At 71.2% G+C, this 25,763-nt stretch carries 24 protein-coding genes and 3 pseudogenes; 5 read left to right on the top strand and 22 right to left on the bottom strand.

Annotation, left to right across the window (positions count from 1 at the left end; all coding sequences use genetic code 11):
- Window positions 1–49 precede the first annotated feature (49 nt).
- Window positions 50–730: a glycerophosphodiester phosphodiesterase gene (locus BZB76_RS22865; RefSeq protein WP_121436464.1), complete on the top strand. Its 681-nt coding sequence runs from the start codon at window positions 50–52 to the stop codon at window positions 728–730.
- Window positions 731–787: 57 nt separating this feature from the next.
- Here BZB76_RS22865 and BZB76_RS22860 read toward each other — a convergent pair whose 3' ends face one another.
- From BZB76_RS22860 to ligD (BZB76_RS22825), 8 genes are all read right to left on the bottom strand, one after another.
- Window positions 788–2,290, bottom strand: coding sequence for a DEAD/DEAH box helicase (locus tag BZB76_RS22860; protein ID WP_246007188.1), 1,503 nt, complete (start codon window positions 2,288–2,290; stop codon window positions 788–790).
- A gap of 499 nt (window positions 2,291–2,789) precedes the next feature.
- Window positions 2,790–3,098: a GlsB/YeaQ/YmgE family stress response membrane protein gene (locus tag BZB76_RS22855; RefSeq protein WP_211343142.1), complete on the bottom strand. Its 309-nt coding sequence runs from the start codon at window positions 3,096–3,098 to the stop codon at window positions 2,790–2,792.
- Between the two features lie 109 nt (window positions 3,099–3,207).
- Window positions 3,208–3,432 (bottom strand): DUF3107 domain-containing protein, encoded by a 225-nt coding sequence (locus BZB76_RS22850; RefSeq protein WP_121436462.1) that lies wholly within the window; start codon window positions 3,430–3,432, stop codon window positions 3,208–3,210.
- A 320-nt stretch (window positions 3,433–3,752) separates the two neighbouring features.
- Entirely contained in the window at window positions 3,753–4,382 is a 630-nt protein-coding gene (locus tag BZB76_RS22845) for a TetR/AcrR family transcriptional regulator (protein WP_121436461.1), read from the bottom strand.
- 142 nt (window positions 4,383–4,524) lie between these two features.
- Window positions 4,525–4,752, bottom strand: a complete 228-nt coding sequence (locus BZB76_RS22840) for a hypothetical protein (protein WP_121436460.1) — start codon at window positions 4,750–4,752, stop codon at window positions 4,525–4,527.
- The gene (locus BZB76_RS22835; RefSeq protein ID WP_121436459.1) at window positions 4,749–6,095 is read right to left on the bottom strand and encodes a dihydrolipoyl dehydrogenase family protein; all 1,347 of its coding nucleotides are present in this window, start codon (window positions 6,093–6,095) and stop codon (window positions 4,749–4,751) included. The genes BZB76_RS22840 and BZB76_RS22835 overlap by 4 nt, the downstream gene beginning before the upstream one ends.
- Before the next feature lie 116 nt (window positions 6,096–6,211).
- On the bottom strand, window positions 6,212–7,120 hold the full coding sequence (gene ligD / locus BZB76_RS22830; RefSeq protein ID WP_121436458.1) for a non-homologous end-joining DNA ligase: 909 nt from the start codon (window positions 7,118–7,120) through the stop codon (window positions 6,212–6,214).
- 15 nt (window positions 7,121–7,135) lie between these two features.
- Window positions 7,136–8,110, bottom strand: coding sequence for a non-homologous end-joining DNA ligase (gene ligD / locus BZB76_RS22825; RefSeq protein WP_121436457.1), 975 nt, complete (start codon window positions 8,108–8,110; stop codon window positions 7,136–7,138).
- A gap of 113 nt (window positions 8,111–8,223) precedes the next feature.
- Between ligD (BZB76_RS22825) and ku the strand changes: the two genes are divergently transcribed.
- Complete coding sequence (ku, locus tag BZB76_RS22820) at window positions 8,224–9,162, top strand: non-homologous end joining protein Ku (protein WP_121436456.1); 939 nt, start codon at window positions 8,224–8,226, stop codon at window positions 9,160–9,162.
- An 81-nt stretch (window positions 9,163–9,243) separates the two neighbouring features.
- Here ku and BZB76_RS22815 read toward each other — a convergent pair whose 3' ends face one another.
- From BZB76_RS22815 to BZB76_RS22805, 3 genes are all read right to left on the bottom strand, one after another.
- Window positions 9,244–9,756 (bottom strand): superoxide dismutase family protein, encoded by a 513-nt coding sequence (locus BZB76_RS22815; protein ID WP_121436455.1) that lies wholly within the window; start codon window positions 9,754–9,756, stop codon window positions 9,244–9,246.
- Between the two features lie 144 nt (window positions 9,757–9,900).
- The gene (locus BZB76_RS22810) at window positions 9,901–10,203 is read right to left on the bottom strand and encodes a hypothetical protein (RefSeq protein WP_121436454.1); all 303 of its coding nucleotides are present in this window, start codon (window positions 10,201–10,203) and stop codon (window positions 9,901–9,903) included.
- A 173-nt stretch (window positions 10,204–10,376) separates the two neighbouring features.
- Entirely contained in the window at window positions 10,377–12,563 is a 2,187-nt protein-coding gene (locus BZB76_RS22805; RefSeq protein ID WP_121436453.1) for an MMPL family transporter, read from the bottom strand.
- A gap of 179 nt (window positions 12,564–12,742) precedes the next feature.
- Here BZB76_RS22805 and BZB76_RS22800 point away from each other — a divergent pair, with 179 nt between their 5' ends.
- Complete coding sequence (locus BZB76_RS22800) at window positions 12,743–13,498, top strand: TetR/AcrR family transcriptional regulator (RefSeq protein WP_121436452.1); 756 nt, start codon at window positions 12,743–12,745, stop codon at window positions 13,496–13,498.
- On the opposite strand, the gene BZB76_RS22795 is transcribed toward BZB76_RS22800, so the two are convergent.
- From BZB76_RS22795 to BZB76_RS22765, 9 genes and pseudogenes are all read right to left on the bottom strand, one after another.
- On the bottom strand, window positions 13,407–14,411 hold the full coding sequence (locus BZB76_RS22795) for a sensor histidine kinase (protein ID WP_121436451.1): 1,005 nt from the start codon (window positions 14,409–14,411) through the stop codon (window positions 13,407–13,409). The two genes, BZB76_RS22800 and BZB76_RS22795, sit on opposite strands and share 92 nt — an antisense overlap.
- Window positions 14,408–14,620, bottom strand: a complete 213-nt coding sequence (locus tag BZB76_RS36740) for a winged helix-turn-helix domain-containing protein (RefSeq protein ID WP_420534818.1) — start codon at window positions 14,618–14,620, stop codon at window positions 14,408–14,410. Before BZB76_RS36740 ends, BZB76_RS22795 begins: the two co-directional genes overlap by 4 nt.
- An 86-nt stretch (window positions 14,621–14,706) precedes the next feature.
- A pseudogene (locus BZB76_RS36735) lies at window positions 14,707–14,806 on the bottom strand (DNA-binding response regulator); the annotation flags it as partial.
- Window positions 14,783–15,019, bottom strand: a pseudogene (locus BZB76_RS36730) (response regulator); the annotation flags it as partial. The pseudogenes BZB76_RS36730 and BZB76_RS36735, both read right to left, overlap by 24 nt.
- A gap of 195 nt (window positions 15,020–15,214) precedes the next feature.
- Window positions 15,215–16,525 carry a cation:proton antiporter gene (locus BZB76_RS22785; protein WP_121436450.1) on the bottom strand — a complete coding sequence of 437 codons (1,311 nt, stop codon included), beginning with the start codon at window positions 16,523–16,525 and terminating at the stop codon, window positions 15,215–15,217.
- The gene (locus BZB76_RS22780) at window positions 16,497–17,882 is read right to left on the bottom strand and encodes a cytochrome P450 (protein ID WP_121436449.1); all 1,386 of its coding nucleotides are present in this window, start codon (window positions 17,880–17,882) and stop codon (window positions 16,497–16,499) included. Before BZB76_RS22780 ends, BZB76_RS22785 begins: the two co-directional genes overlap by 29 nt.
- A pseudogene (locus BZB76_RS22775) lies at window positions 17,867–18,925 on the bottom strand (alpha-hydroxy acid oxidase). The gene BZB76_RS22780 and the pseudogene BZB76_RS22775 overlap by 16 nt, the downstream one beginning before the upstream one ends.
- A gap of 5 nt (window positions 18,926–18,930) precedes the next feature.
- Complete coding sequence (locus tag BZB76_RS22770) at window positions 18,931–20,505, bottom strand: NAD(P)-binding domain-containing protein (protein WP_121436448.1); 1,575 nt, start codon at window positions 20,503–20,505, stop codon at window positions 18,931–18,933.
- 69 nt (window positions 20,506–20,574) lie between these two features.
- Window positions 20,575–22,104 (bottom strand): class I adenylate-forming enzyme family protein, encoded by a 1,530-nt coding sequence (locus tag BZB76_RS22765; RefSeq protein WP_121436447.1) that lies wholly within the window; start codon window positions 22,102–22,104, stop codon window positions 20,575–20,577.
- 92 nt (window positions 22,105–22,196) lie between these two features.
- Here BZB76_RS22765 and BZB76_RS22760 point away from each other — a divergent pair, with 92 nt between their 5' ends.
- Window positions 22,197–22,886, top strand: coding sequence for a sulfotransferase family protein (locus BZB76_RS22760; RefSeq protein WP_121436446.1), 690 nt, complete (start codon window positions 22,197–22,199; stop codon window positions 22,884–22,886).
- Between the two features lie 38 nt (window positions 22,887–22,924).
- On the opposite strand, the gene BZB76_RS22755 is transcribed toward BZB76_RS22760, so the two are convergent.
- Both BZB76_RS22755 and moeZ read right to left on the bottom strand, forming a co-directional pair.
- Window positions 22,925–23,440, bottom strand: coding sequence for a hypothetical protein (locus BZB76_RS22755; protein WP_121436445.1), 516 nt, complete (start codon window positions 23,438–23,440; stop codon window positions 22,925–22,927).
- An 86-nt stretch (window positions 23,441–23,526) separates the two neighbouring features.
- On the bottom strand, window positions 23,527–24,708 hold the full coding sequence (gene moeZ / locus BZB76_RS22750) for an adenylyltransferase/sulfurtransferase MoeZ (RefSeq protein WP_121436444.1): 1,182 nt from the start codon (window positions 24,706–24,708) through the stop codon (window positions 23,527–23,529).
- A gap of 168 nt (window positions 24,709–24,876) precedes the next feature.
- Here moeZ and BZB76_RS22745 point away from each other — a divergent pair, with 168 nt between their 5' ends.
- Window positions 24,877–25,755: a hypothetical protein gene (locus BZB76_RS22745; RefSeq protein ID WP_147449499.1), complete on the top strand. Its 879-nt coding sequence runs from the start codon at window positions 24,877–24,879 to the stop codon at window positions 25,753–25,755.
- Window positions 25,756–25,763 lie beyond the last annotated feature (8 nt).

Below are 25,763 nucleotides of genomic sequence, written 5' to 3'. Positions count from 1 at the left end.
GCCCCGCGGCGGACCCATGCCGAAAACCCGCCGGTGGTAGCGTCGCAGGGTGCGTCCGAAGCCTGCCGTCTCCGCGCATCGCCGCGACGAAGCGGGGCTGACGGGCCTCACCGAGGCCGTCGAGTCCGGTGCCGAGTATGTGGAGATCGACATCCGGCGGACGGCGGACGGGCGACTCGTCGTCCACCATGACCCCGACCTCGCGGGGCTGCCCCTGAAACGCCTCACCTACGAGCGGGCGCAGGAGCTTTCGCCGCGTCCGGTTCCGCTGGTCGGCGAGGCGATGCAGATCATCGCGACCCGGGCGATGGGCCACCTCGACCTCAAGGAACGCGGCTGCGAGCACGAGACCGTCGCGATGGCCATGGAGGCGTTCGGACGGGACCGTTTCGTCGTCACCACCCGGGAGGTGCTCTCCCTGGTCGAGATCAAGAAGAGCTTTCCCGGCGTCCGGACGGCGCTGTCGGTCGGCCGCAACCTGTGGGAACGCGGCGCCGCGCACGACTTCGCGCCGCTGCGGCTCATCCGGAAGGCGGGCGCCGACATGGTCGCCGTGAACCACCGCCTCGCGCGGGTGGGCGTGCTGCGGCAGTGCGGGCGCGCCGGGATCCCCGCCATGGTGTGGACGGTCAACGCCGAGCCCGTGATGCAGCGCTTCCTCAGTGATCCGCGCGTCGCCGTGCTGGTCACCGACCATCCCGCCACCGCGTTGAAACTGCGGGACGGGTAGGTCGGAGACGAGGCGGGCGGGCCACCGCGAGACGAACGGGAGTCTCGCGGTCGGCCCTCAGGCGCTCTGCGACCCGGCCGTGTCGGCCCCGGTCGCCGCCGGTGCGCCGGTCGGCTTGCCCGAGCGGGTGCGGCGCCGGTTACGGCTGCGCTTGCGCTCGGTGGCGACGGCGTCGACGACGTTGTCGCCGGACGAGGCGGTCGCCTTGTCGGACCGCGCCGCGCTCGCCGCGGTGCCGGCCGCGGCGCCGGCCTCGATGGGCTTCCCGGCGCGGGTACGGGCCCGGTTGCGCTTGCGGCGACGCGGCCGCGGACGCTCCCGGTCCTCCCGGACATGGCCGGTGCGGACCTTGCCGGTCTCGCCGATGTCCTCCAGCTCCTCGGCCGCCAGCCCGGCGCGCCCGTTCCGCTGGTCGGCGGGCAGGCGGCCCTTCGTGCCCTCGGGAATGCCGAGCGTCTCGAAGAAGTGCGGGGACGTGGAGTACGTCTCCTCCGGGTTGGCGAACGGCAGGTCGAGCGTGCCGTTGATCAGCTTCCACCGGGTGAGGTCGGACCAGTCGACGAACGTGACGGCCACACCCTCCTTGCCCGCGCGGCCCGTCCGGCCGATGCGGTGCACGTAGGTGTCGGCGCTGTCGGGGCACTCGAAGTTGACGACATGGGTCACGTCGTCGACGTCGAGGCCGCGCGCGGCGACGTCGGTGGCGACCAGCACGCCGATCTTGCCGTTGCGGAACGCGCGCAGCGCCCGCTCCCGCTGGCTCTGCCCGAGGTCGCCATGGACCGCGGCGGCGTCGAAGCCGCGCTGCTCCAGGTCGGCGGCGACCCGGTCGCACGCCCGCTTCGTCTGGCAGAAGACCATGGTGAGACCACGGCCCTCGGCCTGGAGCAGCCGGGCCAGCATCTCCGGCTTGTCCATCTGGTGGGCCTGGAAGACGTGCTGGACGACCTGCGGCGTCGCGTCCGACTCGGTGTGCGACTCGGCCCGGACGTTGGTGGGCCGGGTCAGGTACCGGCGCGACAGCGCGACGATCTCGCCGGGCATGGTCGCGGAGAACAGCATGGTCTGCCGCTGCGCCGGGATCCGCTCGACGATCCGCTCGATGTCGGGCAGGAACCCGAGGTCGAGCATCCGGTCGGCCTCGTCCAGCACCAGGACCCCGATCTTGGAGAGGTCGAGATGCTTCTGCTTGACGAGGTCGAGCAGCCGCCCGGGCGTGCCGACGACGACGTCGACGCCGTCGCGCAGCGCGCTGATCTGCGGCTCGTAGGCCCGCCCCCCGTACACCGACAGGACACGCGTGCCGAGCTTGCCGCCCGCCACGAGGAGGTCGTCGGTGACCTGGAGGGCCAGTTCGCGGGTCGGCGCGACCACGAGCGCGCGCGGCTCACGGCCGCCGTGCTCGATGCGCTGGAGCAGCGCGGCGCCGAACGCGAGGGTCTTGCCGGTGCCCGTGCGGGCCTGGCCGATGATGTCGTGCCCGCCCAGCGCGATCGGCAGGGCGAGCTCCTGGATGGGGAACGCTTCGACGATGCCCTCGGCCTCGAGGGCATCTGCTATTTCGGGGACGACCCCGAGTTCACGAAAGGTAGTCAGGGCTTTCAGCCTCCAATGTGCGGGGTCTCCGCTCCCGGGTGCGGCGCGGCACGGCGGAGGGCGGTCGTCGTACGGATCTCCCCGTACGGTCGCGCCCGCCGATCGTTTCCTCCGGCCGCGCGCTCGCGCGGGAGGGACCAGCCGTTGCTCAAATCTCTCGGCGACCGCAGTCAGGGGTTGAAAGCAGTCACTCGCTGTGGCTGCGTGCGGTCACACTCCGCGACGCAGTGTACCGACCGTTGATTGCATACACCAATAGCCGATCTCCGTACCTAACGTTCGTGTGGTTCGGTCTATTCCAAGCCTTGCCCGCCAGGGCCTTCTCGTGGCGGGGACGCGGGCGGGACGGCGGGTCGGGCACCGCCTCCGCGACGGCCACTTCCGGACATGGGACGCGGGAACGGGGAGGCCCCCGCCGTTCAGGGGCGGGGGCCTCCCCGTTCGATGCGTGGAGATCGGTGGGTCAGTAGGTGCGGCGGCGCGGTCGCCAGCCGCCCCGCCAGCCGCCGCGCCGACCGTGGCCCCGGGTGTTCGCCGAGGTGAGCGCGACGACGCCGAGCGCCGCGATCAGCACGGCGAAGACGAAGGCGACGAGGCTCCCCGCGCCGAGCGCGCCGGCGATCACGCCACCGACGATGGCGCCGGCGATCCCGACGAGCACCGTGAGCAGCATTCCGATCGGGTTCCGTCCCGGGACGAGCAGTCGTGCCAAGGCTCCGATGACGGCACCGACCACGATGAACCAGAGGATCGTCGTGAGCATGTCGATCATCCATTCTTTTTCCGTGGGGCCGAAGCCCGTGGTCGGAGATCGTTGTGCCCACCGTGCAAGTTTCAAACAAAACCCGGGTCAAGTCCCGGTCGAGATGCCCGCGGAAGAGCTAGCCGCCGAAGCCGACGCTGCGCTGTTCGTCCTCGGAGATCTCCAGGTAGCCGACCTGGTCGGCGGGGACGACGACGCGTCCGGAGCGGCGGTCGTGAAGGACGAGCACCCCGTGCGGCTGGGCGAGCGCGTCGGCCAGCGCGGCCTGCACCTCGTCGGCCGACTGCCGGGTGTCGACCGTGAGTTCCCTCGCGATGTTCTGCACGCCGATGCGAACCTGCACGCGAATGCTCCCCTCGTCCCACAAGACCCATATGTCCCACCGACCACCGGCGGACCCTTCCGATGGTCGCACGCGGACGGCCGGACGCGCCGTCCCGGGGTTCGGCCGAGGGTGAAACCGGCGTCCGGCCGGCGCGCCGGGTCGAAGGCCTGTTGCGAAGTGGCCTCAGCCGCCCACACGAACGCGTGCCCCGCCCGGTGTAGCGAAGCCGAAGGCGAGCGGAACCGGGCGGATCGCAAAGCGATGTCGCGTTCGCCCAGGAACGGTCACGTAGCGAGCCGCCAGGCGAGCGAAGTGGGCCGGTCCTGCAATCAACACAGTTACGAGAGGTCGCCGGAGCGGGGGAAGCCGGAGATGCCGCGCCAGGCCAGCCGGGCGATGATCTTCTCGGCGGTGTCCTTGGGGATGGCGCGGTGCTGGGACAGCCAGTAGCGGGCGCTGACCTCGGCCATGCCGACCAGGCCCATGCCGAGCAGGTGGGCCTCGTCGCTCGGGGCGTCGGTGTCCTCGGCGATGACCTGGGCGATCATCTCGGCGCACTGCTGGTTGGCGCGGTCGACGCGGGCGCGGACGGGCGCGACGTTGCGCAGGTCGGACTCGAAGACCAGCCGGTACGCCTCGCCCTCACCGGCGACGAAGTCGTAGAAGGCCCGGATGCTCGCCTGGACGCGCAGCTTGTTGTCCGACGTGGAGTCCAGCGCCTCCCGGACGATCTTCACCAGTGCCTCGGCGTGCTCGTCGAGCAGCGCCAGATACAGCTCCAGTTTTCCGGGGAAGTGCTGGTAGAGAACGGGTTTGCTGACGCCCGCGCGTTCGGCGATCTCGTCCATCGCCGCGGCGTGGTACCCCTGGGCGACGAACACCTCCTGCGCCGCGCCGAGCAACTGCCTGCGGCGCGCCAGCCGTGGCAGCCTCGTGCCGCGGGGGCGTGCGTCCGGGGTCGCGGTCACCACACTCTCCGATCAGCCGTTCTGGCGACGGATCAGGGGTGTCCGCCGCGCGGGAACAATCCCACCATCCTACGCGTGGGTAACTCCGTCGGTCACGGACAACGGCCGCCGGGGGTCCGCCACGCGGGTCAGTGTATTGCGGTCACCGGTAGTCGTCCTCGTCGAGCGGGACCTCGAGCCGCTGCTCGGCCGCGTCCGCCTCGTTGACGTCGTCGGGGAGCTGCGCGAACCACTCGCGTGGCGTCTCCTCGTCGTCGATCGCGGCGAGCTGCTCCGCGGCGTCCGCCTCGTCGGCCCGGCCGATCCGGGCGGCCTCCGCGGGGTCGGCGTCGCCCGGCACCGGGGGTTCCAGGTCGTCGATCTCGCTCATTCGGGTCCTCCTCGCACATGTTCGGCCAGTTCCCGCAGCGGCGCCTCGACGGACTCGCCATAGGTCGGGAACGGGTGGACGACGTCGGCGAGCAGGCGGAGCGGTGTCTCCGCGCGGATGGCCAGCGCGATCTCGCCCATCCACTCCGCCGCGCCCACTCCGGCCGCGGCCGCGCCGATCAGTACTCCGCGGTCGCGGTCGGCGTACAGTTCCACCCGGCCGCGCTCGTCCGCCTCGACCGCCGCCCGGGCCGTCGCGGCGAGGTCGTACCCGGCGGTGAGCAGGTCTATGCCGAGTTCGGCGGCCCGTGTCGGCGAGACGCCCACGGAGTAGACGGTCGGCGTGGTGTGGACGACGCGGGGGACGGCGCGGTAGTCGGCCTCGCGGCGGTGTCCGAGGAGGTTGGACAGCGCCACCCCCGCCTGGTGGCGGGCCGCGTGCGTCGTCCGGGCGACTCCGGTGACGTCACCGGCCGCCCACACGCCGCCCGACTCGGACGGCACCCGGCATGTCTCGTCCACCGGCAGCCCGTGCCCGGGCCGGACGACGACGCCGAGCTTCTCGAGTCCGAGACCCGTGACGCGCGGGCGGCGGCCGGCGGCGACGAGGATCCGGTCGGCGTCGAGCGTTCCGCCGTCCGACAGCCACAGCCGCAGCCCGGTGTCCTTGCGTTCGACGGAGGTGAGCGCCGCGCCGAGCCGCAGGTCGACGCCCATCCGGCGGAGCGCGTCGGCGAGGACCTCCCCGGCGAACGGTGCCTCGGCGGTCAGCAGCCGCCCGGACGCCTCGACGACCGCCACCTGCGACCCGAACGCCGCGTACACCTGCGCCAGCTCGCAGCCGACCGGGCCGCCGCCGAGGACGGCCAGGCGGCGCGGCAGGTCGGGAACCGACAGCGCCTCGGCGCTGGTCCACAGCGGAACGTCGGCGAGGCCGTCGACGGGCGGGATCACCGGCTCCCCGCCCGTGCAGACGACGAGGTCGCGGTAACCGTGCACCGCGCCGGCCACCTCGATCCGGCCGGGTTCGAGGACGCGGCCCCGGCCGCGCAGCACGGTCACGCCCGCCTCGGCCATCCGCGCGACGGCGGGGTCGTCGGAGCGGCGCCGGGTCAGCTCGTCCCGGCGGGCGACGGCCAGCTCCCAGGTCTCGCCGCGCCGCGCCGACGACAGCAGCGACTTCGACGGCACGCACGCGAAGTACGGCGACTCGCCGCCGACGAGACGGCACTCGACGAGCGCGACGTCCCGTCCCGCGCGGGCGAGGCCGGACGCCACCAGCTCCCCGGCGGTTCCCCCGCCCAGCACGACGGCGTCGTAGTGGTGGTTCTGCGACACGTTCATCCCTCCGAACCATGGTGGTCCCCCGCGGACCATGGTGGCGGACGGCGGCGGCGGAGCGTGCCGGTTCGACTACATGCGGCATCGGTCTGGGGTGCCGAGCCGTTCGACCGAGCCGTTCAGGGGAGGGGCCGGTGGTCCTTCAGCAGCGGTTCGAGCAGGTCGCCGTGCTCGTCGACGCGGTCGAGGATCTCGGCGGGCGTGAACACCAGGTCGGCGGCGTCGGCGCAGGACTCCAACTCGTCCCAGGTGACCGGCGTGGACACCGACGGCCGCCGGGCCGCGCGCAGCGAGTAGGGCGCGACGGTCGTCTTGGCCGGGTTGTTCTGGCTCCAGTCGACGAAGATCCTGCCCTTGCGCAGCCGCTTCTCCATCTTCGCGACGACGAGCCGGGGATGCTCCTCGGCGAGCCGCCGCGCGGCGGTCTTGGCGTACTCCGACGTCCGCTCCGCGTTCGTCGGCTCCTTGATCGGCACGTACAGGTGCAGGCCCTTCTTGCCGCTGGTCTTCGGATACGACTCCAGACCGTCCTCGGCGAGCAGGTCGCGGAGCAGGTGCGCCACCTCGCACGCCTCCACGATCGTCGCCGGTTCGCCCGGATCGAGGTCGAAGACGACAAGGTCGGGGTTGCGCACCCCGCCGCGCGGCCCGACCTTCCACTGCGGGACGTGCAGTTCCAGCGCGGCGAGGTTGGCGCACCACACGAGCGTGGGCAGGTCGTCGACGACGACGAAGTCGAGGGTGTCGCGGCCCGTGGAACTGCCGGGCGTCGGGATCGTCGCCGTCCGGACCCAGTCGGGGGTGTGGGACGGCGCGTTCTTCTCGAAGAACTTGGCGCCGTCCACGCCGTCGGGCCAGCGGATACGGGTCGCCGCGCGGTCCTTCAGATGCGGTAGCATCACGGGGGCGATCCGGGCGTAGTAGTCGATGACCTCGCCCTTGGTGAACTCGGGATACAGGTTCTTGTCGAGGTTGGACAGCGACACCTGCCGTCCCTCGACCTCCACGGTCGTGCGCTTCGAGGTCACGCGTCACTCTCACTCTCACTCTTCACTGGTGACCTCCAGGGGGTCCTTGTCGTCGCGGAGGCCGCGCCAGGACGGGAAGCGCAGGCGGCCGTCCCTGGTCCGGGCGCTGTAGGCGACCTCGCCGACGAGCAGCGGTTCGACCCACTGGGCGTCGCGGGCGAACTCGCGCGGAACGGGCTCGTCGTAGGGGCTGGTGGGACGGCGCAGCGGCCACAGCGTCTCGTACAGCTCGTCCAGGGCGCGGTCGCTGAAGCCGGTGCCGACATGCCCGACGAAGCCGAGCAGGCCCTTCACGTCGTACTCGCCGAGCAGCAGCGAGCCGACGCCGCCCTCGCGGCGTCCCTTGCCGGGCTTCCAGCCGCAGACGATGACCTCGCGGGTCAGGAAGTTCTTCACCTTGCGCCAGAAGTCGACGCGGCGGCCGGGACGGTACGGGGAGTTCAGGCGTTTGGCGAGCAGCCCCTCCAGGTGCTGCTCGCGGGTGAAGTCGAGGAGTTCGTCCACCTGGGCGGTGTCGCCGCCGTGCAGGTAGGGGGGCACCTCCACGGGCCCGGAGCCCGCGACGTCCAGTTCGGCCAGTACGGTGCGGCGCTGCGCGTACGGCATGTCGTAGAGGAAGTGCCCGTCCAGGTAGAGGACGTCGAAGACGACGTAGCGGACGGGAACCTCGCGGATCAGTCTCGGGTCGGGGTGGGCCACGTGCATACGGCGTTGGAGCCGTCCGAAGCTGGGTCGTCCCTCCTCGAAGGCGACGACCTCGCCGTCCAGGATCACGTCGTGGTGGGGGAGAAGGTCGGCCAGGGCGGAGAGCTCGGGGTAGCGGCCGGTGACGTCCCCGCCGCGGCGCCCGCAGGCCCGCACGCCTCCCGCGGAGACGTGCGACAGGACGCGGACGCCGTCCCACTTCAGCTCCAGGCCCCATTTCTCGCCGTCGGAGGGGAGGTCTCCGGTGGCGGCCATCATCGGCTCAACGGGCCACGGCATGGTCATACCGCCGTCTTACCCGATACCACCGCACGGCAAAGGATCAAGGGGCCCCGGTGGCGCGAAATCGAGCGATTTTGCGACGCTAGGGGCAGGAACGCGCTGGGTAGGGACTGGTCATGCGCAGTATCTGGAAGGGCGCCATCTCGTTCGGGCTGGTGACGATACCGGTGAAGCTGTATTCGGCGACCGAGCAGAGGGACGTCAGTTTCCACCAGGTGCACCGCGAGGACGGGGCGCGCATCAAGTACAAGCGGGTGTGCACGGCCGACGGTGAGGAGGTGCCGTACTCCGACATCGCCAAGGGGTTCGAGCTGCCGAGCGGCGAGATGGTCGTGCTCACCGACGAGGACTTCGCCGACCTGCCGTTGTCGTCCAGCCGCCGTATCGACGTCCTCCAGTTCGTGGAACAGGAGGAGGTCGACCCGATCTACTTCGCGAAGTCGTACTACCTGGAGCCCGACGCGCAGGGCGCCAAGCCGTACGTGCTGCTGCGCGACGCGCTGGAGGAGTCCGGGCAGGTCGCCATCGTCAAGATCGCGATCCGGCAGCGGGAGTCGCTGGCGACGCTGCGGGTGCGCGGCGGCGTCTTCGTGCTGGAGACGATGCTGTGGCCGGACGAGGTCCGCACCCCCGACTTCCCGTTCCTGGACGAGGACATCGAGGTCCGCAAGCAGGAACTGTCGATGGCGACGTCGCTGATCGAGTCCATGGAGGGCGAGTTCGACCCGGCGGAGTACAAGGACGCCTACCGGGAGGCGCTGCAGGCGGTGATCGACGCCAAGGTCGAGGGTCGGGAGGTCGCGCGGCCCGCCGAGGAGGCGGCGGAGGAACCGGCGGCCGACCTGCTGAGCGCGCTGCGCGCCAGCGTCGAGGCGGCGAAGAAGAGCCGCGGCGAACGGGACGGCGCCAAGGAGACCGCCAAGGGCGGTGGCAAGGGCGGCAAGAGCGGGGCCGCGTCCGGGAAGTCGGACGAGAAGAAGTCCACCGGGAGAGGGTCGTCGAAGTCCGGCTCGAAGAAGGAGCCGGCGAAGAGCCGCGGCCGCAAGTCGGCCTGACCCCGCCACAGGTCGTCCTGCGGCCGCGCGTCGACGTGTTCCACCGCGAGGGTCAGGACCGCGGCGGTTCGACGGGCTCCGCTAGAACGGAACGGTGGTGCAGATGTTCCGTGCCCCGGCGCCGCCGGTCGCGGGGTCGGTGGGCAGGGCGTGGATGATGACCGAACCGGCCGCCTTCTTGGCGACCCTCCACGGCACGGTGTCACCGGAGTGGCCGGTGCCGTCCTTGGCGACCGTGACGTCGAGCCAGATCTCCATCTGCTCCATCGGCAGGTCGTGGGAGCCGTCGGGGTTCATGTAGTGCGGGCCGGCGTCCTCGCCCTTCGGTCCGCACGGGTTCACGTGCACGTGGACGCCGAAGGTCTTGCCGGCGGCCTCGGCGGGGAAGCCCGACGCCTGGAGCAGCACGCTCGTCGTGTCCTTCGTGCGCTGCGCCGTGATCTTGGTTTTGACGTCCTTGAACGCCTGGTCGTAGACGTAGGTCGGGCCATTGACGACGATCTTGTCGGGACGGGCCAGGGCGGGGGTCGCGAGCGGAACGAGCACGGCTCCGGCGGCCGCCAGGGTGAGGGCGGCGCGGGCGGTTGTTCGCATGACGTCCTTCTTCGGTTGCGGGAGCGGTCGCGGGGCACCGGTGCGGACCGGTCCCCCGCGGTCGATGACTCACGATCATCCCCACCGGGCGGGAGTTCTCACCCCTTGGGTGCGGTGAGAGGTCGTTCCCGTGCGCCGAACGGTTCAGGCGTCGCGACGTGCGTCGAGCACGCGGCCGAGCGCCGCCGCCGCGGCGGACGGGTCGGCGCACGAAGCGATCCGCTCGCCCCAGGCGTAGAAGTACGACCAGGAGCCGTCCGGGCCTTCCTGGGCGGCGATGACGCCGTCGCTCAGGTGCGGGTTCCGCGGGTCGGCGACGATCGCGGACGGACGGCGGTCGTGGGGAGCGGCGACCTCGACCGTCCAACCGCGGGAGCGCAGCTCGGCGGTGAGGCGCTCCAGGTGCCCGAGCGCCTCCTCCCCTTCGATGATCACCTGCGCGGACATGCTTTCCTCCAAATGCACAAGAGCGCGCGCAAGAAAGGGCGCGGCGGGGGGTGGAATTGGATTCAGTGTCTTGGCGGGTGAGGCGGATCACAAGTGGTTTGCGCATATCAGTGCCCCGGCCCTCGCGAGGTCCGGGGCACTGATATGCGGAGATGAGCGTGCGGACGGCCGGGTCAGGCCACGGGCTCCAGCGGGGGTCGCGGCGCCGGGTCGGGCGCGTCGCCGCCCTCGCGGATGCCGAACCGGCCGTAGACGCGGCCGAGCGGGCCGGGCGCCCACCAGTTCGCGCGGCCCATCAGCCGCATCGTCGCGGGCACCAGCAGGGCCCGGACGACGGTCGCGTCCAGCAGGATCGCGATCGCCATGCCGACGCCGGTCATCTTGATGAACGTGATGCCGGACGTGGAGAACGCGCCGATCACGATGATGAACAGCAGCGCCGCGCTGGTGATGATGGCGCCGGTGCGCTGCACGCCCGCGGCGACCGCGGCCGTGTTGTCACCGGTCTTGTCGTACTGCTCCCTGACCCGCGACAGCAGGAACACCTCGTAGTCCATCGAGATGCCGAACAGCATGGCCAGCATCAGGATCGGCATGGCCGGGCTGAGGTCGCCGGTCGCGGTGAAGTTCAGCAGCCCGGACAGATTGCCGTCCTGGAAGATCAGCACGACGATGCCGAACGTGGCCGTCAGCGACAGCATGTTCATCAGGATCGCCTTCAGCGGCAGCAGCAGCGATCCGAAGGCCAGGAAGAGCAGGATGAACGTCGCGCCGCCGACGAACAGGGCGAGCCATGGCAGTTTCGAGCCGATGCTGTCGAGCTGGTCGACGAGCTCGGCGGTGTCGCCGCCGATCCGGGCCTGCGCGCCGGGCGGGGCGGGCACGTCCCGCACCTGCCGGACCAGGTCGCGGGCGGCGCCGGAGTTCGGGTCGACCTCGTACTGCAGCGCGATCCGCGTCGTGGTGCCCTTGGCGCCGGTCACGGTGGCGGCGGTGACTCCCGGCAGCGCGTCCAGGCGGCCCCGGTACGCCTGGACGGCCGCCTGGTCGGACGTCCCCGTCACCACGGCCTCGATGGGAACGGTGGAGTTGCGCTCGAACCTGGTCTCCAGCGTCTCGGCGACGACCCGGGCGTCGGTGCCCGTGGGCAGCACCCTGGCGTCCAGGCCGCCCCAACTGACGTGCAGGAACGGGGCGCCGAGCGCGAGGAGCAGCGCGAACGTGGCGACGATGTAGACGATCGGACGGCGCATGACGCTGACCGCGAGCCGTCCCCACCAGGCGTCGAACCGGCTCTCGCCCCCCGCCTCCCGGGCGCGGCGGCCCCGGCGCCCGCGGACCGACAGCGCGTTCACCTTCGGGCCGAGGACGGCCAGCATCGCGGGCAGCACGGTCAGCGCGCCGATCATGCAGACGATCACGGTCGCGATGCCGCCGTAGCCCATGGAGACGAGGAACGCCTGGTCGAACAGCAGCAGCCCGGACAGTGACACGGCGACGGTGATGCCGGAGACGGCGACGGTGCGTCCGGCCGTGGCCATCGTCGTGGCCATGACGTCCTCGGGGGTGACGCCGGGCTTGCGCGACTCGTCCCGGAAGCGGGTCACCACGAACAGGCCGTAGTCGATGGCGAGGCCGAGCCCGAGGAACGTGGTGATGTTCACCGCGAAGATCGACACGTCGGTCACATAGGTGAGGGCGTGCAGCGCGGTGAACGAGCCGAGGATCGCGAAACCCCCGATCAGCAGCGGCAGGCTCGCCGCGACCAGCCCGCCGAAGATCAGCACCAGCAGGACGAGCAGCACGGGCATGGCCATGCTCTCGGCGCGGGCGATGTCGGACGAGACGCGCTCGTTGACGGCGGTCTCGGTGCCGACGCCCCCACCGACCTTGGCGGTCAGCCCGCCGCCGACCTTGGTGAGATCGTCCCGGATCGCCTCATAGCCGTCCTCGCGGGCCGCCTCGTCGGCGCCCGCGAGCCGCAGGACCGCGTAGGTGGCGGTCTTGTCCTCGCTGACGAACTGCGGGGAGCCGGTCGTCCAGTAGGTGGTCGTCCCGGCGATCTTGTCCTTGGGCAGGGCACCGAGCGCCTGCTCGACCGACGCGCGGAACCGCGGATCGTCGACGGTCGTGCGGCCCTCGTAGAGGATCACGACGTCGGCCGCGTCGCGCCCGAGATCGCGCTCGGCGATCTCGGCCGCCCGCACGCTCTCGCTGCCGGGGGTGTGGAAGCCGCCGGCCGACGCCAGCGCGCCGAACACGCCCGTCCCCCAGACACCGGCGAAGACCAGTGCCGCGCCCGCGACGGCGAGGACCCATCTGCGGCGCCGATGGACCCATCGTCCCCATCGCTCGAACATCCCCGTTCCTCCTGCCTGTCCGGCACGCGGTGTGACATCCCGTCACCGTAGTGAACGTTGTAAACTGAGAACGCTGTTAACTATGCATACGTCGTTCGCTGTCGTCAAGGGTGTTCTTGAGGAATCATGCGGGGGAACCGGTGAGCGGAACCGCGGACCAAGAGAGGAGGGGCGACGCTGTGGAATCCCGGCGTGACCGGCTGCGGGCGGCGACGGTCAAGGAGATCTCCGAGACGGCCCGGCGGATCCTTGTCGAACAGGGCCCGGAGGCGGTGACGCTCCGGGCCATCGCCCGGGAGATGGGCATGACGGCCCCGGCGCTCTACCGCTACTTCGACAGCCACGGGGAGCTGCTCCGGCACGTCGTCGGCGACATCTTCACCGAGCTGACCGACGACTTGCACGAGGCGATCCACCGGGTCACGCCGGGCGACATGAGCGGCAAGTTCCTGGCCGTGTCACGCCAGTTCCGGCGCTGGGCCCTGTCGCATCCCCGCGAGTACGGGCTGTTGTTCGGGGCGCCCGTGCGCGGCCGCGCGACCGACCAGGAGAGGGCCGACTTCGCCGAGGAGTGCGCCCGCAGGTTCGGCTGGACGTTCATGAACCTGTTCCTGGAGCTGTGGCGGAAGAAGCCGTTCCCCATCCCGGCCGACGACGAGATCGACCCCGTCCTGCGGCCGCAGCTCCGCCGCTACCGCGACGAGATCGGCGTGGAGCTGCCGCTCGGCGTGATCCAGCAGTTCCTCAAGTGCTGGATCAGGTTGCAGGGCGGCGTCAGCCTGGAGGCCTTCGGCCACCTCGACTTCTCGCTGGACGACGCCGAGCCGATGTTCGAGCTGATGCTCATCGAGGTCTCCGGCACGCTCGGCCTGACCTACAGTCCACCCGACGACCGCGCGCCCGCACATGGGGGTCGGTCGGAAAACGGATCGTGAACGCCGCTCCGGCGCCCGGCCCGCCCTCGGCGGTGAGCGTGCCGCCGAGACCCTCCACGACCTCCCGGGCCAGGGCGAGACCGAGGCCGTGACCACCGCTCCGTCCGCTGGCGAACCGGTCGAACAGGTGCCCCGCGCCGCGCGGGTCGAAGCCGTCGCCGTCGTCGCGGACGGTCAACTCCACCAGCGCCGGTGTGCTCGACAGCGACAGCCGGACACGTCCGCCGCGATGCGTGTGGCCGAGCGCGTTGTCGACCAGCGCGGACAGCACCCGCCGCAGCGCCGTCTCCCGCCCCGGGACGACGGGCCCGCCGGTGGACGCGCCGTCGGGTCCGGTGACCTCGATCGTCACGCCGCGTTCCAGCGCCCGCGCCGACTCGGCGGCGGCCAGTTCCCGGGCGAGCGCGCCGAGGTCGACGGGGACGAGCGCCGCCGGACCCCGCCCCGGCGGCACCGCCGACGCCAGCACGTCCTCGACGACCTCGCCGAGCTGCCGGGTGCCGGTGACGAGCCGGTCCACGTCCGCGGTGACGTCCGTGCCGTTGCGCAGCCGCCGCGCGGTGAGCTGCGCGCGGGTGTGTAAGCGGGTCAGCGGGGCGCGCAGCTCGTGGCCGACGTCCGCCGCGAACCGTCGCCGTCGCGCGAGGGCCTCGTCCAGCGGCGCGAGCGTCCGGTCGGCGATGGCGCGGCCGGTCAGCAGCGCGACCGGCAGGGCCGCGGCCTCCGTGGCGGCGACCGTCCGCAGCAGCCTGCGCCGCGCGGGCGCGTCGAGACCGGTCGCGGCCGTGCGGTAGACGACCGTACCGAGGATCCCCAACAGCAGCACGGCGACACCCGCGACCTGGACGGTGACATCGCCGCGGATCTTTGACAGCAGCCGCCGGTCCGGGTCCCGGATGGGACGGCCGTTCACAGCTCACCCAGCCGGTAGCCCACGCCGCGCACGGTGCGCACGACGTCCGCGCCCAACTTGCTGCGTAAGTAGTAGACGTAGGTGTCGACGATCGACTCCGTCCGGGCCTCGTCGAACACGCGTTGCCGCAGCGACGCGCGCGTGTGCACCTGCCCCGGACGGGTCGCCAGCGCCATCAGCAGCCGCGCCTCCCGCCCCGACAGCGCCACATGCTCACCGGTCGGCAGGCTCACCAGCCGGGACAGCGGGTCGAGCCGTCCCGCGCCGAGCGGCAGCACCTGCGCGCGGTCCAGATGGCGGCGGTGCAGCGCCCGCACCCGGGCGAGCAGCTCGTCGATCTCGAACGGTTTGACGAGGTAGTCGTCGGCGCCCGCGTCGAGCCCGGTGACCCGGTCGGCGAGCGATCCGAACGCGGTCAGCACGAGCGCGGGCGCGGTGACACCCCGGCCGCGCAGGCGGCGGACCAGCTCGACGCCGTCGAGCACGGGCAGCCCACGATCGATGATCAGTGCGTCGTAGTTCCTGCTCAGCCCGAGATGCAGCCCGCGCTGGCCCTCGGCGGCGAGGTCGACCGCGTAGCCCTGCTCGACGAACAGGGCGGCGAGCATCCGGGCGAGCTCGCGGTCGTCCTCGACGATCAACAGCCGGCGTGGCGGGTCGCCGGGGCCCGTTGAATCGGCCACGATCCCACGCTCCCACCGTCGTCCCCGTCCCACCAGAGACACGGACACTAGTGGACAACTTTCTTTAAATTTGAACCGAATCGTCGGGTCGCTCGTCTTGCGCCAGCGCCGCCCCGAGCGTCAGGCGGCCCGGGGGACGGGCTCGGGGTCCTCGGGGATGCGGGCGCGTTCCAGCCGGTCCGGCAGCGCCAGCCGGTAGAGCGGGACGGCCGCCGCGGTGGTGATGACCGCGACCAGCACCAGCATCGCGAACAGCTCCCGGGTGATCATGCCCTGGGCCAGGCCGATATTGATGAAGATCAGAATCATCAGACCGCGCGCGTTCATCAACCCGCCGACCGCGTAGGCGTCACGCCAGCCGAACCCGAGCCCGCGCATCGCCAGCGCGCAACCGAAGTACTTGCCGCAGAAGCCCGCCGTGATGATCGCGGCGAACGAGAGCAGCATGGTGGCGCCGGTGATGCCGCCGAGTTCGGTGTTCAGCCCGGAGAAGGCGAAGAACACCGGCAGCAGCAGCGTCGAGACGATCCCCATCGTCTTCGCGTGCAGCGCCTCCCGGAACTCCCGGTCGCGGGGCATCGCCAGACCCGCGACGAACCCGCCGAACACCGAGTAGACGCCGATCCAGTCGGTGAACCAGCCCGCCGTCAACGGCACGATGACGACGATGTACAGCGCGGTCGGGCCGAGCGAACCCGCCCGGGCGACCTCCCGGCCCAGCGGACGCAGCAGCCGGGACACCACCAGCAGCATCACCGCCGCGAAGACGCCCGCGAGCGCGATCGTGCGCAGCGCCCCGCCCGGACCGGTGCCGAGATGCCATGCGGACAGGACGGCGAGCAGGCACCAGGCCGCCGCGTCGTCGATCGACGCGGCCAGCAGCGACAGCCGTCCGAGCGGCGAGTTCTCCAGCCCCCGCTCGTACAGGATCCGCGCCAGCATCGGGAACGCGGTGAGCGAGAGCGCGCCGCCGACGAACAGGGCGAACTCCCACCGGCCGACGTCGTCGCGCGACAGCGTGCCGTACAGCGCGGCGCCGACGACGAAACCGAGGACGATCGACGGCAGGATCCCCGACAGTGCCAGCAGCGGCGCGCGCCGTCCCTCGCCCGGCGTCCGCGACCCGTGGTCCAAACCCGCGCCGACGAGGAACATGTAGAGCGTCAACCCGATGTTGCTCACGATGTACAGGACGGGGACGACCTCGCTCGGGAACACCTTCTCCTGCGCGTCCGGCCACACCTGCCCGAACAGCGTCGGGCCGAGCAGGACGCCGGCGACCATCTCGCCGAGGACGCGCGGCTGGCCGACCGTCCGGGCCAGGCGTCCGCACACGCCCGCGGCGAGGAGGATGACGACGAGGGCCGGGAGCACCTTCAGGGTCAGCGCGAGGTTGGGGTCCTCAGCGGGGGCCGCTGCGAGAGGGAGCATGACTGTCCTCCAAGTGTGCGAAGTGGCGTTCGCAGAGTCGCTGCCTGCGGGCGTCCCAGACCATGAAGGTGCCGAGGACGAGTTGGACGACGCCGCGCCACACGTCCTCGACCCGGTCGCGTGAGCGCAGGAACAGCAGGGCCGCACGTCGCGACGACCGGACCGACCGGCGGGGCGTGGTGTGGCGGGGGACGAGCAGGCACGGCCCCCGGTTGGGCATCGACCTGGTGTGCGACGCGGACGTGGCGAGCGAGTACCGGCGCAGCACCTCCCGCGCCGCGGCCCGCATCGTGATCGGCGCGAGCCGCCAGGCGGGGCAGGGCCGGTTCGTCGCCACACCGAACGGGATGTGGTTCAGGTCCTTGGCGGCCGGACCGTTCCGGAACCGGTCCGGGTCGAACCGGTCCGGGTCGGTGAATCCGGCGCGGTGGAACTCGGGGTAGCCGAAGCACAGCACCGATCCCTCCGGGATGGTCGTCCCGTCGGCGAGACCGATGTCCCCGGTGGTGATGCGGTGCGCGACCCCGAACAGCGGGTAGAGCCGCATCGTCTCCTGGAGCACCCGGTCGAACGCGCGCTCGTCGCCGGTGAGCGCGGTCGCCGCCGCGTCCGGGTGCCGCGCGAGGACCATCAGCAGGTGCGCCATCGCCTCCGACATCTGCACGACCGCGGTGTTGAAGAACGTTCCTTGCAGGTAGTAGGCGTGTTCCTCGTCCGAAAGGCCCGCGGGCAGCGGATGCCGGACGTGGTCGAGCCGTCCGGCGAGGTAGCGGGTCAGCCGGTGGCGGCGTCCCATGTGGCGGAGCCCGCAGCACTTCAGCGCGGTGACGACGTCGTCGGCGTTCCCGACGATCAGATCGCGTGCCGCGCGCGGGCACGGCTCACCGAACACCAGCTCGTAGTAGAACTCCGCCCAGACCGGCATCATCAGGTCGCGCAGCCGGACGATCCGCGCCGCGTCCCCGCGCGGAAGCCGCTCGCGCAGGACGCGGGTGACGCAGCGGACCGTCAGCTCCTCGGCCTCCGCGCGCGGGACGGCCAGGAACCGGCGCGTCGCACGGGCCACCTCGTCGTACCGTTCGCCCGCCTCCAGGTGCTCCTGATGGACGTGCGCGCCCGGCGACAGCCAGTACCAGAACAGGTCCGACAGCGCGGCGCCCCTGCTGCGGCCGCCTGCCGCCGGGTGGGAGTAGACGTCCCTGAACTCCTCCACACCGACCAGGTCTCCGGGAACGGGAATGCCCTCGTCACCGTTGACGCGGGCGAACAGCCATCCGCGCAGCGCCACGACCCGGCCGGGCAGCCACCACGGCAGGCTCACCAGAGCGGCGAGCGCCGCGATCACGACGCCCCGCACCGTGCCCGCCTCACCATGCCCGGTTCGAGGTCGTGGACGGACGCGACGCCGCACAGGGCCAGCGCGTCCTCGATCTCCGCTCGCAACAGGCCGAGGACGCGGACGACCCCCCTCTCGCCGTCCGCGCCCAAGCCTCACAGGACCGGCCGTCCGACCGCCACGGCGTCCGCGCCGAGCGCCAGCGCCTTCAGCACGTCGGTGCCGCGCCGGACGCCGCCGTCCAGCAGCACCGGCACCGCCCCCGCGACCGCCGCCACGACCTCCGGCAGGACGTCGATCGTGGCCGGGGCCGTGTCGAGTTGCCGTCCGCCGTGATTGGAGACGATCAGCGCCGAGACGCCGTGGTCGAGGGCCGCCCGGGCGTCCTGCGGATGCAGGACGCCTTTCACAACGATCGGGAGCGAGGTGAGTTCCATGAGGCGGCCGATGTGCTCCCACGAGATCGTGGGGGAGAACCCGATGGAGCGGATGCGGTCGCCGTCCCGCATGTTCTCGCAGCACAGACCGTCCGGCAGGTCGTGGAAGCCGTTGCGGTCGTCGCGACCGCGCCTGCCGAAGACCGGCGCGTCGACCGTGACGACGAGCGCGCCGCAACCCGCGGCCTCCGCGCGCCGGACCAGCGTCTCGGTGAACGCCATGTCCGGCTGGACGTGCAGTTGGAACCACAACCGGGCGTCGGGAGCGGCGGCCGCGACGTCCCCGACGGCGACCGTCGAGGCCATGCTCACCATCATGATCGTCTCGGCGGTGGCGGCGGCCCGCGCCGTGGCCCGCTCGCCCTCCGGGTCGGCGAGCCGGTGGAACGCGGTCGGCGCCACCAGGACCGGCATCGACGCGCGGCGGCCGAGGAGCGTCACGCCCAGCTCCGGCTTGTCGGTGCCGCGCAGGACGCGGGGGAGCAGCGCGAGCCGTCCGAACGCCGCCTCGTTGGCGCGCAGCGTGATCTCGTCTCCGGCGCCGCCCGCGAAGAAGTCGTAGTGCGCCGGGTCGAGGCGTTCACGGGCGACGGCCTCGAACCCGCGCAGGTCGGAGGGTGACCGCATGGCGGTCACACCGGCGTGGACGCGGTCTGCCGGGCGAAGAACTCCCGCAGCGGCTCGGCGTGGACGTCCTCGGACGTCCAGTCGTTCTCCAGGTTCTCGGTCACATGATGGACGGCCGTCACCTCGCCGCCCCGATGATGCCGGACGATCGGATGCAGGTAGTGACCCTCGTGCGCGCGGCCCGCGTCGCGCTGCGAGATCCGCGTGACGGACACGTCGAACGGGTCGACCTTGTCGTGGTCCGGCCCGTAGTCCAGGGTGATCGTGAAGTGACCGCCGGGACCGGCGTCGGAGACCGGCGCGTCCCCGAAGTCGACGGGCAGCTCCTCCAGGTAGCGGGCGCCGCCCGCCGAATCCAGGACGATCACGTCGGCGAGCGTGCCGAACTGCTGCCACAGCGCCGAACTGCGGTTGACCCGGGCGAGCACCGCGTCCGCGAGGTCCCGCGGGTCGGCGGTGAGCGTCCGGCCCGGCCATTCGGCGCCGTGGTGGCGGTACTCCATGACGCGGTGCAGCGCCCGCGTCCCGTACCGGAAACCGTGGATGAAGCCGCTCGTGCCGCGCTTGAAGTCGCGGGACTGCGTCAGCGTCCCGGCGAAGTACAGGTCCGGGACGTTGACGGACTCGTAGGCGGGGGTGAGCGCCGGGAACCGCTCGTCGATCGTCAGTTCGGGGCGACAGGACCCGTCGAAGATCGAGGCGTCCAGCCGGAAGCCGGTACAGACGATCACCCGGTCGTAGGGGATGTCCTTGGTGACCTCGTCCGCGCGGACGAACGCTACCGTGACGAGGTAGCCGCCGTCCGGGCGCCGTTCGATGCGTCTGACCTCGCCGTCCAGGATCGCGTTCTGCGACTTCAGCTGGTAGGTGTCGAGAAAGTTGTTGTTGACGGCGCGCACGTGCCCGACGAAGTGCGTCCGCCACGCGAGCCGGAGGGAGCGGGGCCCGGCGACGTGGATCACCGCGGCCGACTCGATCAGGTTCTCCGCCGTCTCGAACGCCGAGTTGCCCTTCCCGATGATCAGCACCCGCTTGTCGACGTACTCGGCGGGGTCGGTGGAGTGCTCGCCGTACAGGTCGGCGGTCTCGACGCCCGGGATCGGCGGGACGTTCGGCCGGGTGAAGCCCGCCGCGACGATCAGCCGTTTCGCCTCGTAGGTGTCGCCGGTATCGCAGGTGACCCGGAACACGCCCTCGGCGGTCCGGGTGACATTCGTGGCCCGCGTGCCGTAGGCGATGTTCAGGCGGCAGCGCTCGGCGTAGTCGGCGAGGTAGCGGACCATGTCGTCGGCGGCGGGGAAGTACCGGTCGCTATAGCGGGTGAACAGCAGCTCCGGGTCGTCGGACAGGAGGGAGTTCCAGTCCATGCGCAGGTTCAGCTCCGGGTCGTCCGTCCCGGTGTGCTTCTTGTTGCTGGAGATGAGCGTGCGGTGGCGGGGGAACGTCCGGAAGAACGTGCCGGGCGCGTCGCCCGCCTCCAGGATCAGATAGCCGCGCCGCGACTTCTGGAGCAGCTGGCCCAGCTGGAGACCGGCAGGTCCCGCGCCGATGATCAGGTGGTCCAGGGACCGGTTCGCCATGACACCCTCCGCGACGACGAGATGATTGAATGCTCAACCCAAGTGAAGGCCCCGATTCTCAGAGGTTGATCAGAAACCCGGACGGTGCCGCCGCAGCAGGGCCCGTTTGTCGGGCTTGCCGTTCGCGGCGGTCGGCACCACCGGCACCGCGGTGATCGTCTGCGGGACGGAGTCCTCGCCGAGTTCGTCCTGGACGAGCGCGGCCATCTCCTTCAGCGCCGTCCCGTCCGGGTACCGGCCGACCGCCGGGACGACGAACGCGTGCACGGCCTCACCCGTCCGCTCGTCGGGCGCCCCCACCACGTACGCCTCGGCGACGTCCGGATGCCCGGCCAGCACCCGTTCGACCGGGCCCGCGTACACCACCATCGCGTTCACCATGATCACGTCGCGGGCGCGGCCGTCGAGGTACAGCAACCCGTCCCGGTCGAGATGTCCGAGGTCGCGGGTGCGCATCCAGCCGTTGCGCACCGTGTCCCGGTTCTCCACCGGGTCTCCCCAGTAGCCCGCCATCATGTACGGGGCACGGACGTAGATCTCGCCGGTCCGGCCCCGGCGCAGGACCCGGCCGCCCTCGTCCCGCACCCTGATCTCGACGCCCGGATGGGGCCGTCCGACCGACGCCAGGCGGCCCGCCGCGATGTCGGCGGGCGTCAGCATCGACACCGAACCGGTCTCCGTCTGCCCGTATCCGTTGTAGACGACGGGCCCGAGCCGCGTGACCGCCTCCGCCAGCCGCTGCGGGCCGAGCGGCGACCCCGACACCATCAGCGCCCGCAGGCTCCCCACGTCGACCGGGTCGTCCCGCAGCACGTCGAGCATCCGCCCCAACTTCGGCACGGTGATGATCGACCCGGTGATCCGGTGCCGCTCGATCGCGTACGGGAACACGGGACGGCCGTCGTCCTCGGGAATCACGGCGGTGCCGCCGCCGAGCAGGCACGGCGCGAGGAACTCGAACACCACCATGCTGGCCAGCGTGCCGAACAGCAGGTACCGCTCGAACGCCGCCGCGAAGTCCTCGGCCACCTCCCCCCACACGTGCGGCTGCCACGCCCAGTGCTCGCTCAACGCCCGGTAGGTGGTCGCACACCCCTTCGGTCGCCCGGTGCTCCCACTCGTGAACGCCAGCAGGGCCACGTCGTCGGGACGGGCCGTGATGTCGAGCGTCTCCTCGCTCGAACCGTCCAACAGGTCGCGCGCCGCCTCGCACGGCCCGAGCGACAACACCTGCACCGGTCCCGCCGCGCCGAACAGACCGGGCGTCGTGGCCACGGCCTCCGCGTCGACGAGCACGGCGTCGACGCCCATCCCGAGCACGTGCGCGAGCTGCCCGGCCGCGTACCCGGGCCGGACGCCGATGACGCGGCACCCGACCACATGCGCCGCGATGTGCGCGGCGAACGCCTCCGGCGACACCGTGGTCCGGATCGCCAGACCGTCGCCCGGCCCGAGGCCCGCGTCCCGCAGCCCCGCCGCCAACCTGCCGATGAGCTGCGTTAACTCCGCCCGCGTGACCACCCGCCCGCCGTGCTCGAACGCGGCCGTTCCGGGCGATTCTCGAAGCGCGTCCAGAAGAGATCCGGGAAAGAGCCTCATTGCTCCGCTCCTCGATTCCGCTGACAATTCGGTCGTCCCACCTCAACGTAGGCGGCGCTCATAAGAACTCGATAAGAGGAACGGAGACGCTGATGCAGGTGATCGGCGCGGGCTTCGGCCGGACGGGCACCGCCTCCCTGAAGGCGGCACTGGAACGGCTCGGCCTCGGCCCCTGCTACCACATGTCCACCGTCATCGCCGAGCCCCACCGCGTCCGCCAGTGGCTCGACATCGGCGAGGGCGCCCCCGCCGACTGGGACGAGATCTTCGCCGGGTTCCAGTCGGCCCTGGACTGGCCCGCCGCGTCCTACTGGCGCGAACTCGCCGACCACTACCCGGACGCCAAGGTGATCCTCACCGTCCGAGACGGGGAACGCTGGTACGACAGCGTCGCGTCCACCATCTTCGCCCGCGCCCTCGCGGAGCGCCGCCCGCCGTCCTTGCGCCGAAGGCTCCTCCGATGGCTGGTAGCGCGGCGCTCACCGGACTTCGCCCTCTACCCCCGCATGGCCCGAGCGACCATCTTCGACCGCGTCTTCGACGGCCGCATCGCCGACCGCGACCACGTCCTCACCGTCTTCGACCGCCACATCACCGAGGTCGAGTCCACGCTCCCACCCGACCGACTCCTGATCTTCGACGTCAGTCAGGGCTGGAGCCCCCTCTGCGATTTCCTCGCCGTCCCGATCCCCGACGAGCCTTTCCCACAATCCAACGAACGCACCACCTGGCACCGCAAACGCCCCCGCCGCCTCCTCCACCTCCTTCTCCACGGCCGCTGACCACCACTCTGCATATGGACGGTCAATGGCCGCGGATTTCAGGAGTGGGGGTGTTCGGGCTTTGTTATTGTCAGGGCGGCCAGGGGCGTCAGGACGGTGAGGAGGGCCCAGGGGATTCCCAGGATCAGGGTCAGGATGGCGAAGACGGTGGCGACGACGGCGTGGGTGAGCCAGCCGCCATTGCTGTCGGCGGTGAAGGCCTCGTCGCGGTCGTCGGTGTTGAGGAAGCCGCCGCCGTCTCCCTTGAGGAGGCGGGCCGGGACCGTGGTGTTGCGTTTGCAGGCCTCGTGTTTTAGGCCGTTGATGCGGATGACGGTTGATGAGGGTTCGCCGGTGTTGGGACGGAAGCGTCCGTAGCAACCCGAGGACTTGCCGCTCATCCAGTAGTCGATGTGGACCGTGCCAGGTGTGCCCGCCGAGCCGTGTCCGACCTGGTAGCGAAGGTTCGCCTGGTTGTACATCGAGTAGGTGATCGCACCGGCGCCGAATGTCAGGGCGCCGAGGATCAGCCAGAGGGCGACGCGCCCGCCGAACGTCTGTGGACTTCTCGACACATGGCCACTTTGTCAGGATCTTGGAATTGTGGCGACAAGATCGTCGTCGGCCCCCGAACCCTTGTGGGGTCCGGGGGCCGAACGGGTCAGTAGGTCGGCTGGGACGGGTCGATCTGGTTGACCCAGGCCAGGACGCCGCCGCCCACGTGGACGGCGTCGGCGAAGCCCGCGTTCTTCACCACGGCCAGGGCCTCGGCGGAGCGGGCGCCCGACTTGCAGTGCAGGACGATCTTCTTGTCCTGGGGGAGGCGCTCCAGCGCGGAGCCGTTCAGGAAGTCGCCCTTGGGGATGAGGGTCGCCCCGGGGATCGAGACGATCTCGTACTCGTTGGGCTCGCGCACGTCCACCAGGAAGATGTCGTCGTCACGGTCCTGCATGGCCTTCAGGTCCAGGACGGTGATCGTGGAGTCCTGGGCGGCCTCGGCGGCCTCGTCGGAGATGGCGCCGCAGAACGCCTCGTAGTCCTCGAGGAGTTCGGTCTGTGTCGGGTTCTTGCCGCACAGCGTGCATTCCGGGTCCTTGCGGACCTTGACCGAGCGGTAGTTCATCTCCAGGGCGTCGTAGATCATCAGGCGGCCGACCAGGGGCTCGCCGATGCCGGTGAGGAGCTTGATGGCCTCGTTCACCTGGATGGAGCCGATCGACGAGCACAGGACGCCGAGGACGCCGCCCTCGGCGCAGGACGGGACCATTCCGGGCGGCGGGGGCTCGGGGTAGAGGCAGCGGTAGCACGGGCCGTGCTCGGCCCAGAAGACGGAGGCCTGGCCGTCGAAGCGGTAGATGGAGCCCCAGACGTACGGCTTGCCGAGCAGGACGGCGGCGTCGTTCACCATGTAGCGGGTGGCGAAGTTGTCGGTGCCGTCCAGGATCAGGTCGTAGCCGCTGAAGATGTCCATGACGTTGTCGCGGTCGAGCGCGGTGTCGTGCACGACCACGTTGATCAGCGGGTTGATCTCACGGACGGTCTCGGCCGCGGACTCGACCTTCGGCTTGCCGAGGGACGACTGGCGGTGGATGATCTGGCGCTGGAGGTTGGACTCGTCGACGACGTCGAAGTCGATCACGCCGAGGGTGCCGATTCCGGCGGCGGCGAGGTAGAGCAGGGCGGGGGAGCCCAGGCCGCCCGCGCCCACGACCAGGACCTTCGAGTTCTTGAGGCGCTTCTGCCCGGACATGCCCACGTCGGGGATGATCAGATGCCGCGAGTAGCGGTTGACCTCGTCGCGGGTGAGCTCCGCTGCGGGCTCGACCAGAGGTGGCAACGACACGGTGGGTGCTCCTGTGCTGACGCGAGTTGGGGCGGGGACGTCTTTCGTCCTTCTCACCGCACAACCTTGCCATGTGCTGCGGCATTCCCGGGCGTCGCCCACACCGGACCGTCCCCTCACCGCAATGTAAGGGCGTAATGTCGTGAAGCACAGATAATCTTGGCTGTTGTGGCATTCCTGCCCCCCTCCCAGCAGCCGCCTCCGCCGCGGCCCCCGCAGCGGTTCGGCATGCCCGCCGGGCCGCCGGGAGGCCCGCCCGGTGTGGTGCCTCCTCCTCCCGTCCACATGGGTCCGCCGCCGCCGACGGTGCTCGGGCTGCGGGGACGGCAGTGGATGGTCGTCGCGATCGTGGTCGCCTTCTGTTACCTGGTCGCCAGTGGTATCTCTCTCACCGGTGCCTGGGCGACGCTGAACCGCGAACCCACGAACGCCGAGCTGCAGGTGGCCGCGAACGAGGAAGTGGCGCGCCGGTGGCAGGCGTGGCCCGCGAGCCGCATCTTTCCCGAGCGGATCAGCTACCGGCCGGTGACGGGGCACAGCGAGTACGCGACGCGGATGGGCATCGTCCCCGACACCGCCTGCGCGCAGGGCGTCGACACGGAGATGATGGCGACGATCAGCAGGCACGGGTGCCGGGCCGTGCTGCGCGCCACCTACGTCGACCAGCTCCAGGGCATCGTCACCACGGTCGGCGTGGTGGTGTTCCCCGACCCGTGGAGGGCCGACAAGGCGTACAAGGAGCTGCCCGGTTCGCAGGGCCCGGACGGGACGGGCACGGTCCGCCCGGCGCTCCACGCGGCGGCGTTCCCCGGGACGGCCGCCGCCCGGTTCACCGACGAGGCGCGGCAGGACCGAACCATCGACCGCGGCGGCCCGTACGTGGTGTTGACGACGTCGGGCCAGACCGACGGGCGCCCGGCCGCGGCGATCAAGAGGAAGCGGCCCGGTGAGCCGTTCGTCGGGGCGCCGCAGATCGGGCACGCGGTCGCCCGGTCGCTGTCGGCGAAGGCCCTGCCGGACTGCGACAGTCCCGAGTGGGAATGCTGACGGGAGCA

This window comes from Actinomadura pelletieri DSM 43383 (genome assembly GCF_003634705.1).
Lineage (GTDB): Bacteria > Actinomycetota > Actinomycetes > Streptosporangiales > Streptosporangiaceae > Spirillospora > Spirillospora pelletieri.
The sequence above is the reverse complement of the archived record's forward strand: the minus strand, read 5'-3'. Positions and strand labels throughout refer to the sequence as shown.

Coding starts and splice junctions, on each gene's coding strand:
- BZB76_RS22785 (WP_121436450.1), bottom strand. CDS start 16,525: ATGCTCCCTCTCGCAGCGGCCCCCGCTGAGGACCCCAACCTCGCGCTG.
- BZB76_RS22810 (WP_121436454.1), bottom strand. CDS start 10,203: ATGTCCGCGCAGGTGATCATCGAAGGGGAGGAGGCGCTCGGGCACCTG.
- BZB76_RS22840 (WP_121436460.1), bottom strand. CDS start 4,752: ATGAGCGAGATCGACGACCTGGAACCCCCGGTGCCGGGCGACGCCGAC.
- BZB76_RS22835 (WP_121436459.1), bottom strand. CDS start 6,095: ATGAACGTGTCGCAGAACCACCACTACGACGCCGTCGTGCTGGGCGGG.
- BZB76_RS22855 (WP_211343142.1), bottom strand. CDS start 3,098: ATGATCGACATGCTCACGACGATCCTCTGGTTCATCGTGGTCGGTGCC.
- BZB76_RS22765 (WP_121436447.1), bottom strand. CDS start 22,104: ATGAGGCTCTTTCCCGGATCTCTTCTGGACGCGCTTCGAGAATCGCCC.
- BZB76_RS22805 (WP_121436453.1), bottom strand. CDS start 12,563: ATGTTCGAGCGATGGGGACGATGGGTCCATCGGCGCCGCAGATGGGTC.
- ku (WP_121436456.1), top strand. CDS start 8,224: ATGCGCAGTATCTGGAAGGGCGCCATCTCGTTCGGGCTGGTGACGATA.
- ligD (WP_121436457.1), bottom strand. CDS start 8,110: ATGACCATGCCGTGGCCCGTTGAGCCGATGATGGCCGCCACCGGAGAC.
- BZB76_RS22760 (WP_121436446.1), top strand. CDS start 22,197: ATGCAGGTGATCGGCGCGGGCTTCGGCCGGACGGGCACCGCCTCCCTG.
- BZB76_RS22815 (WP_121436455.1), bottom strand. CDS start 9,756: ATGCGAACAACCGCCCGCGCCGCCCTCACCCTGGCGGCCGCCGGAGCC.
- BZB76_RS22770 (WP_121436448.1), bottom strand. CDS start 20,505: ATGGCGAACCGGTCCCTGGACCACCTGATCATCGGCGCGGGACCTGCC.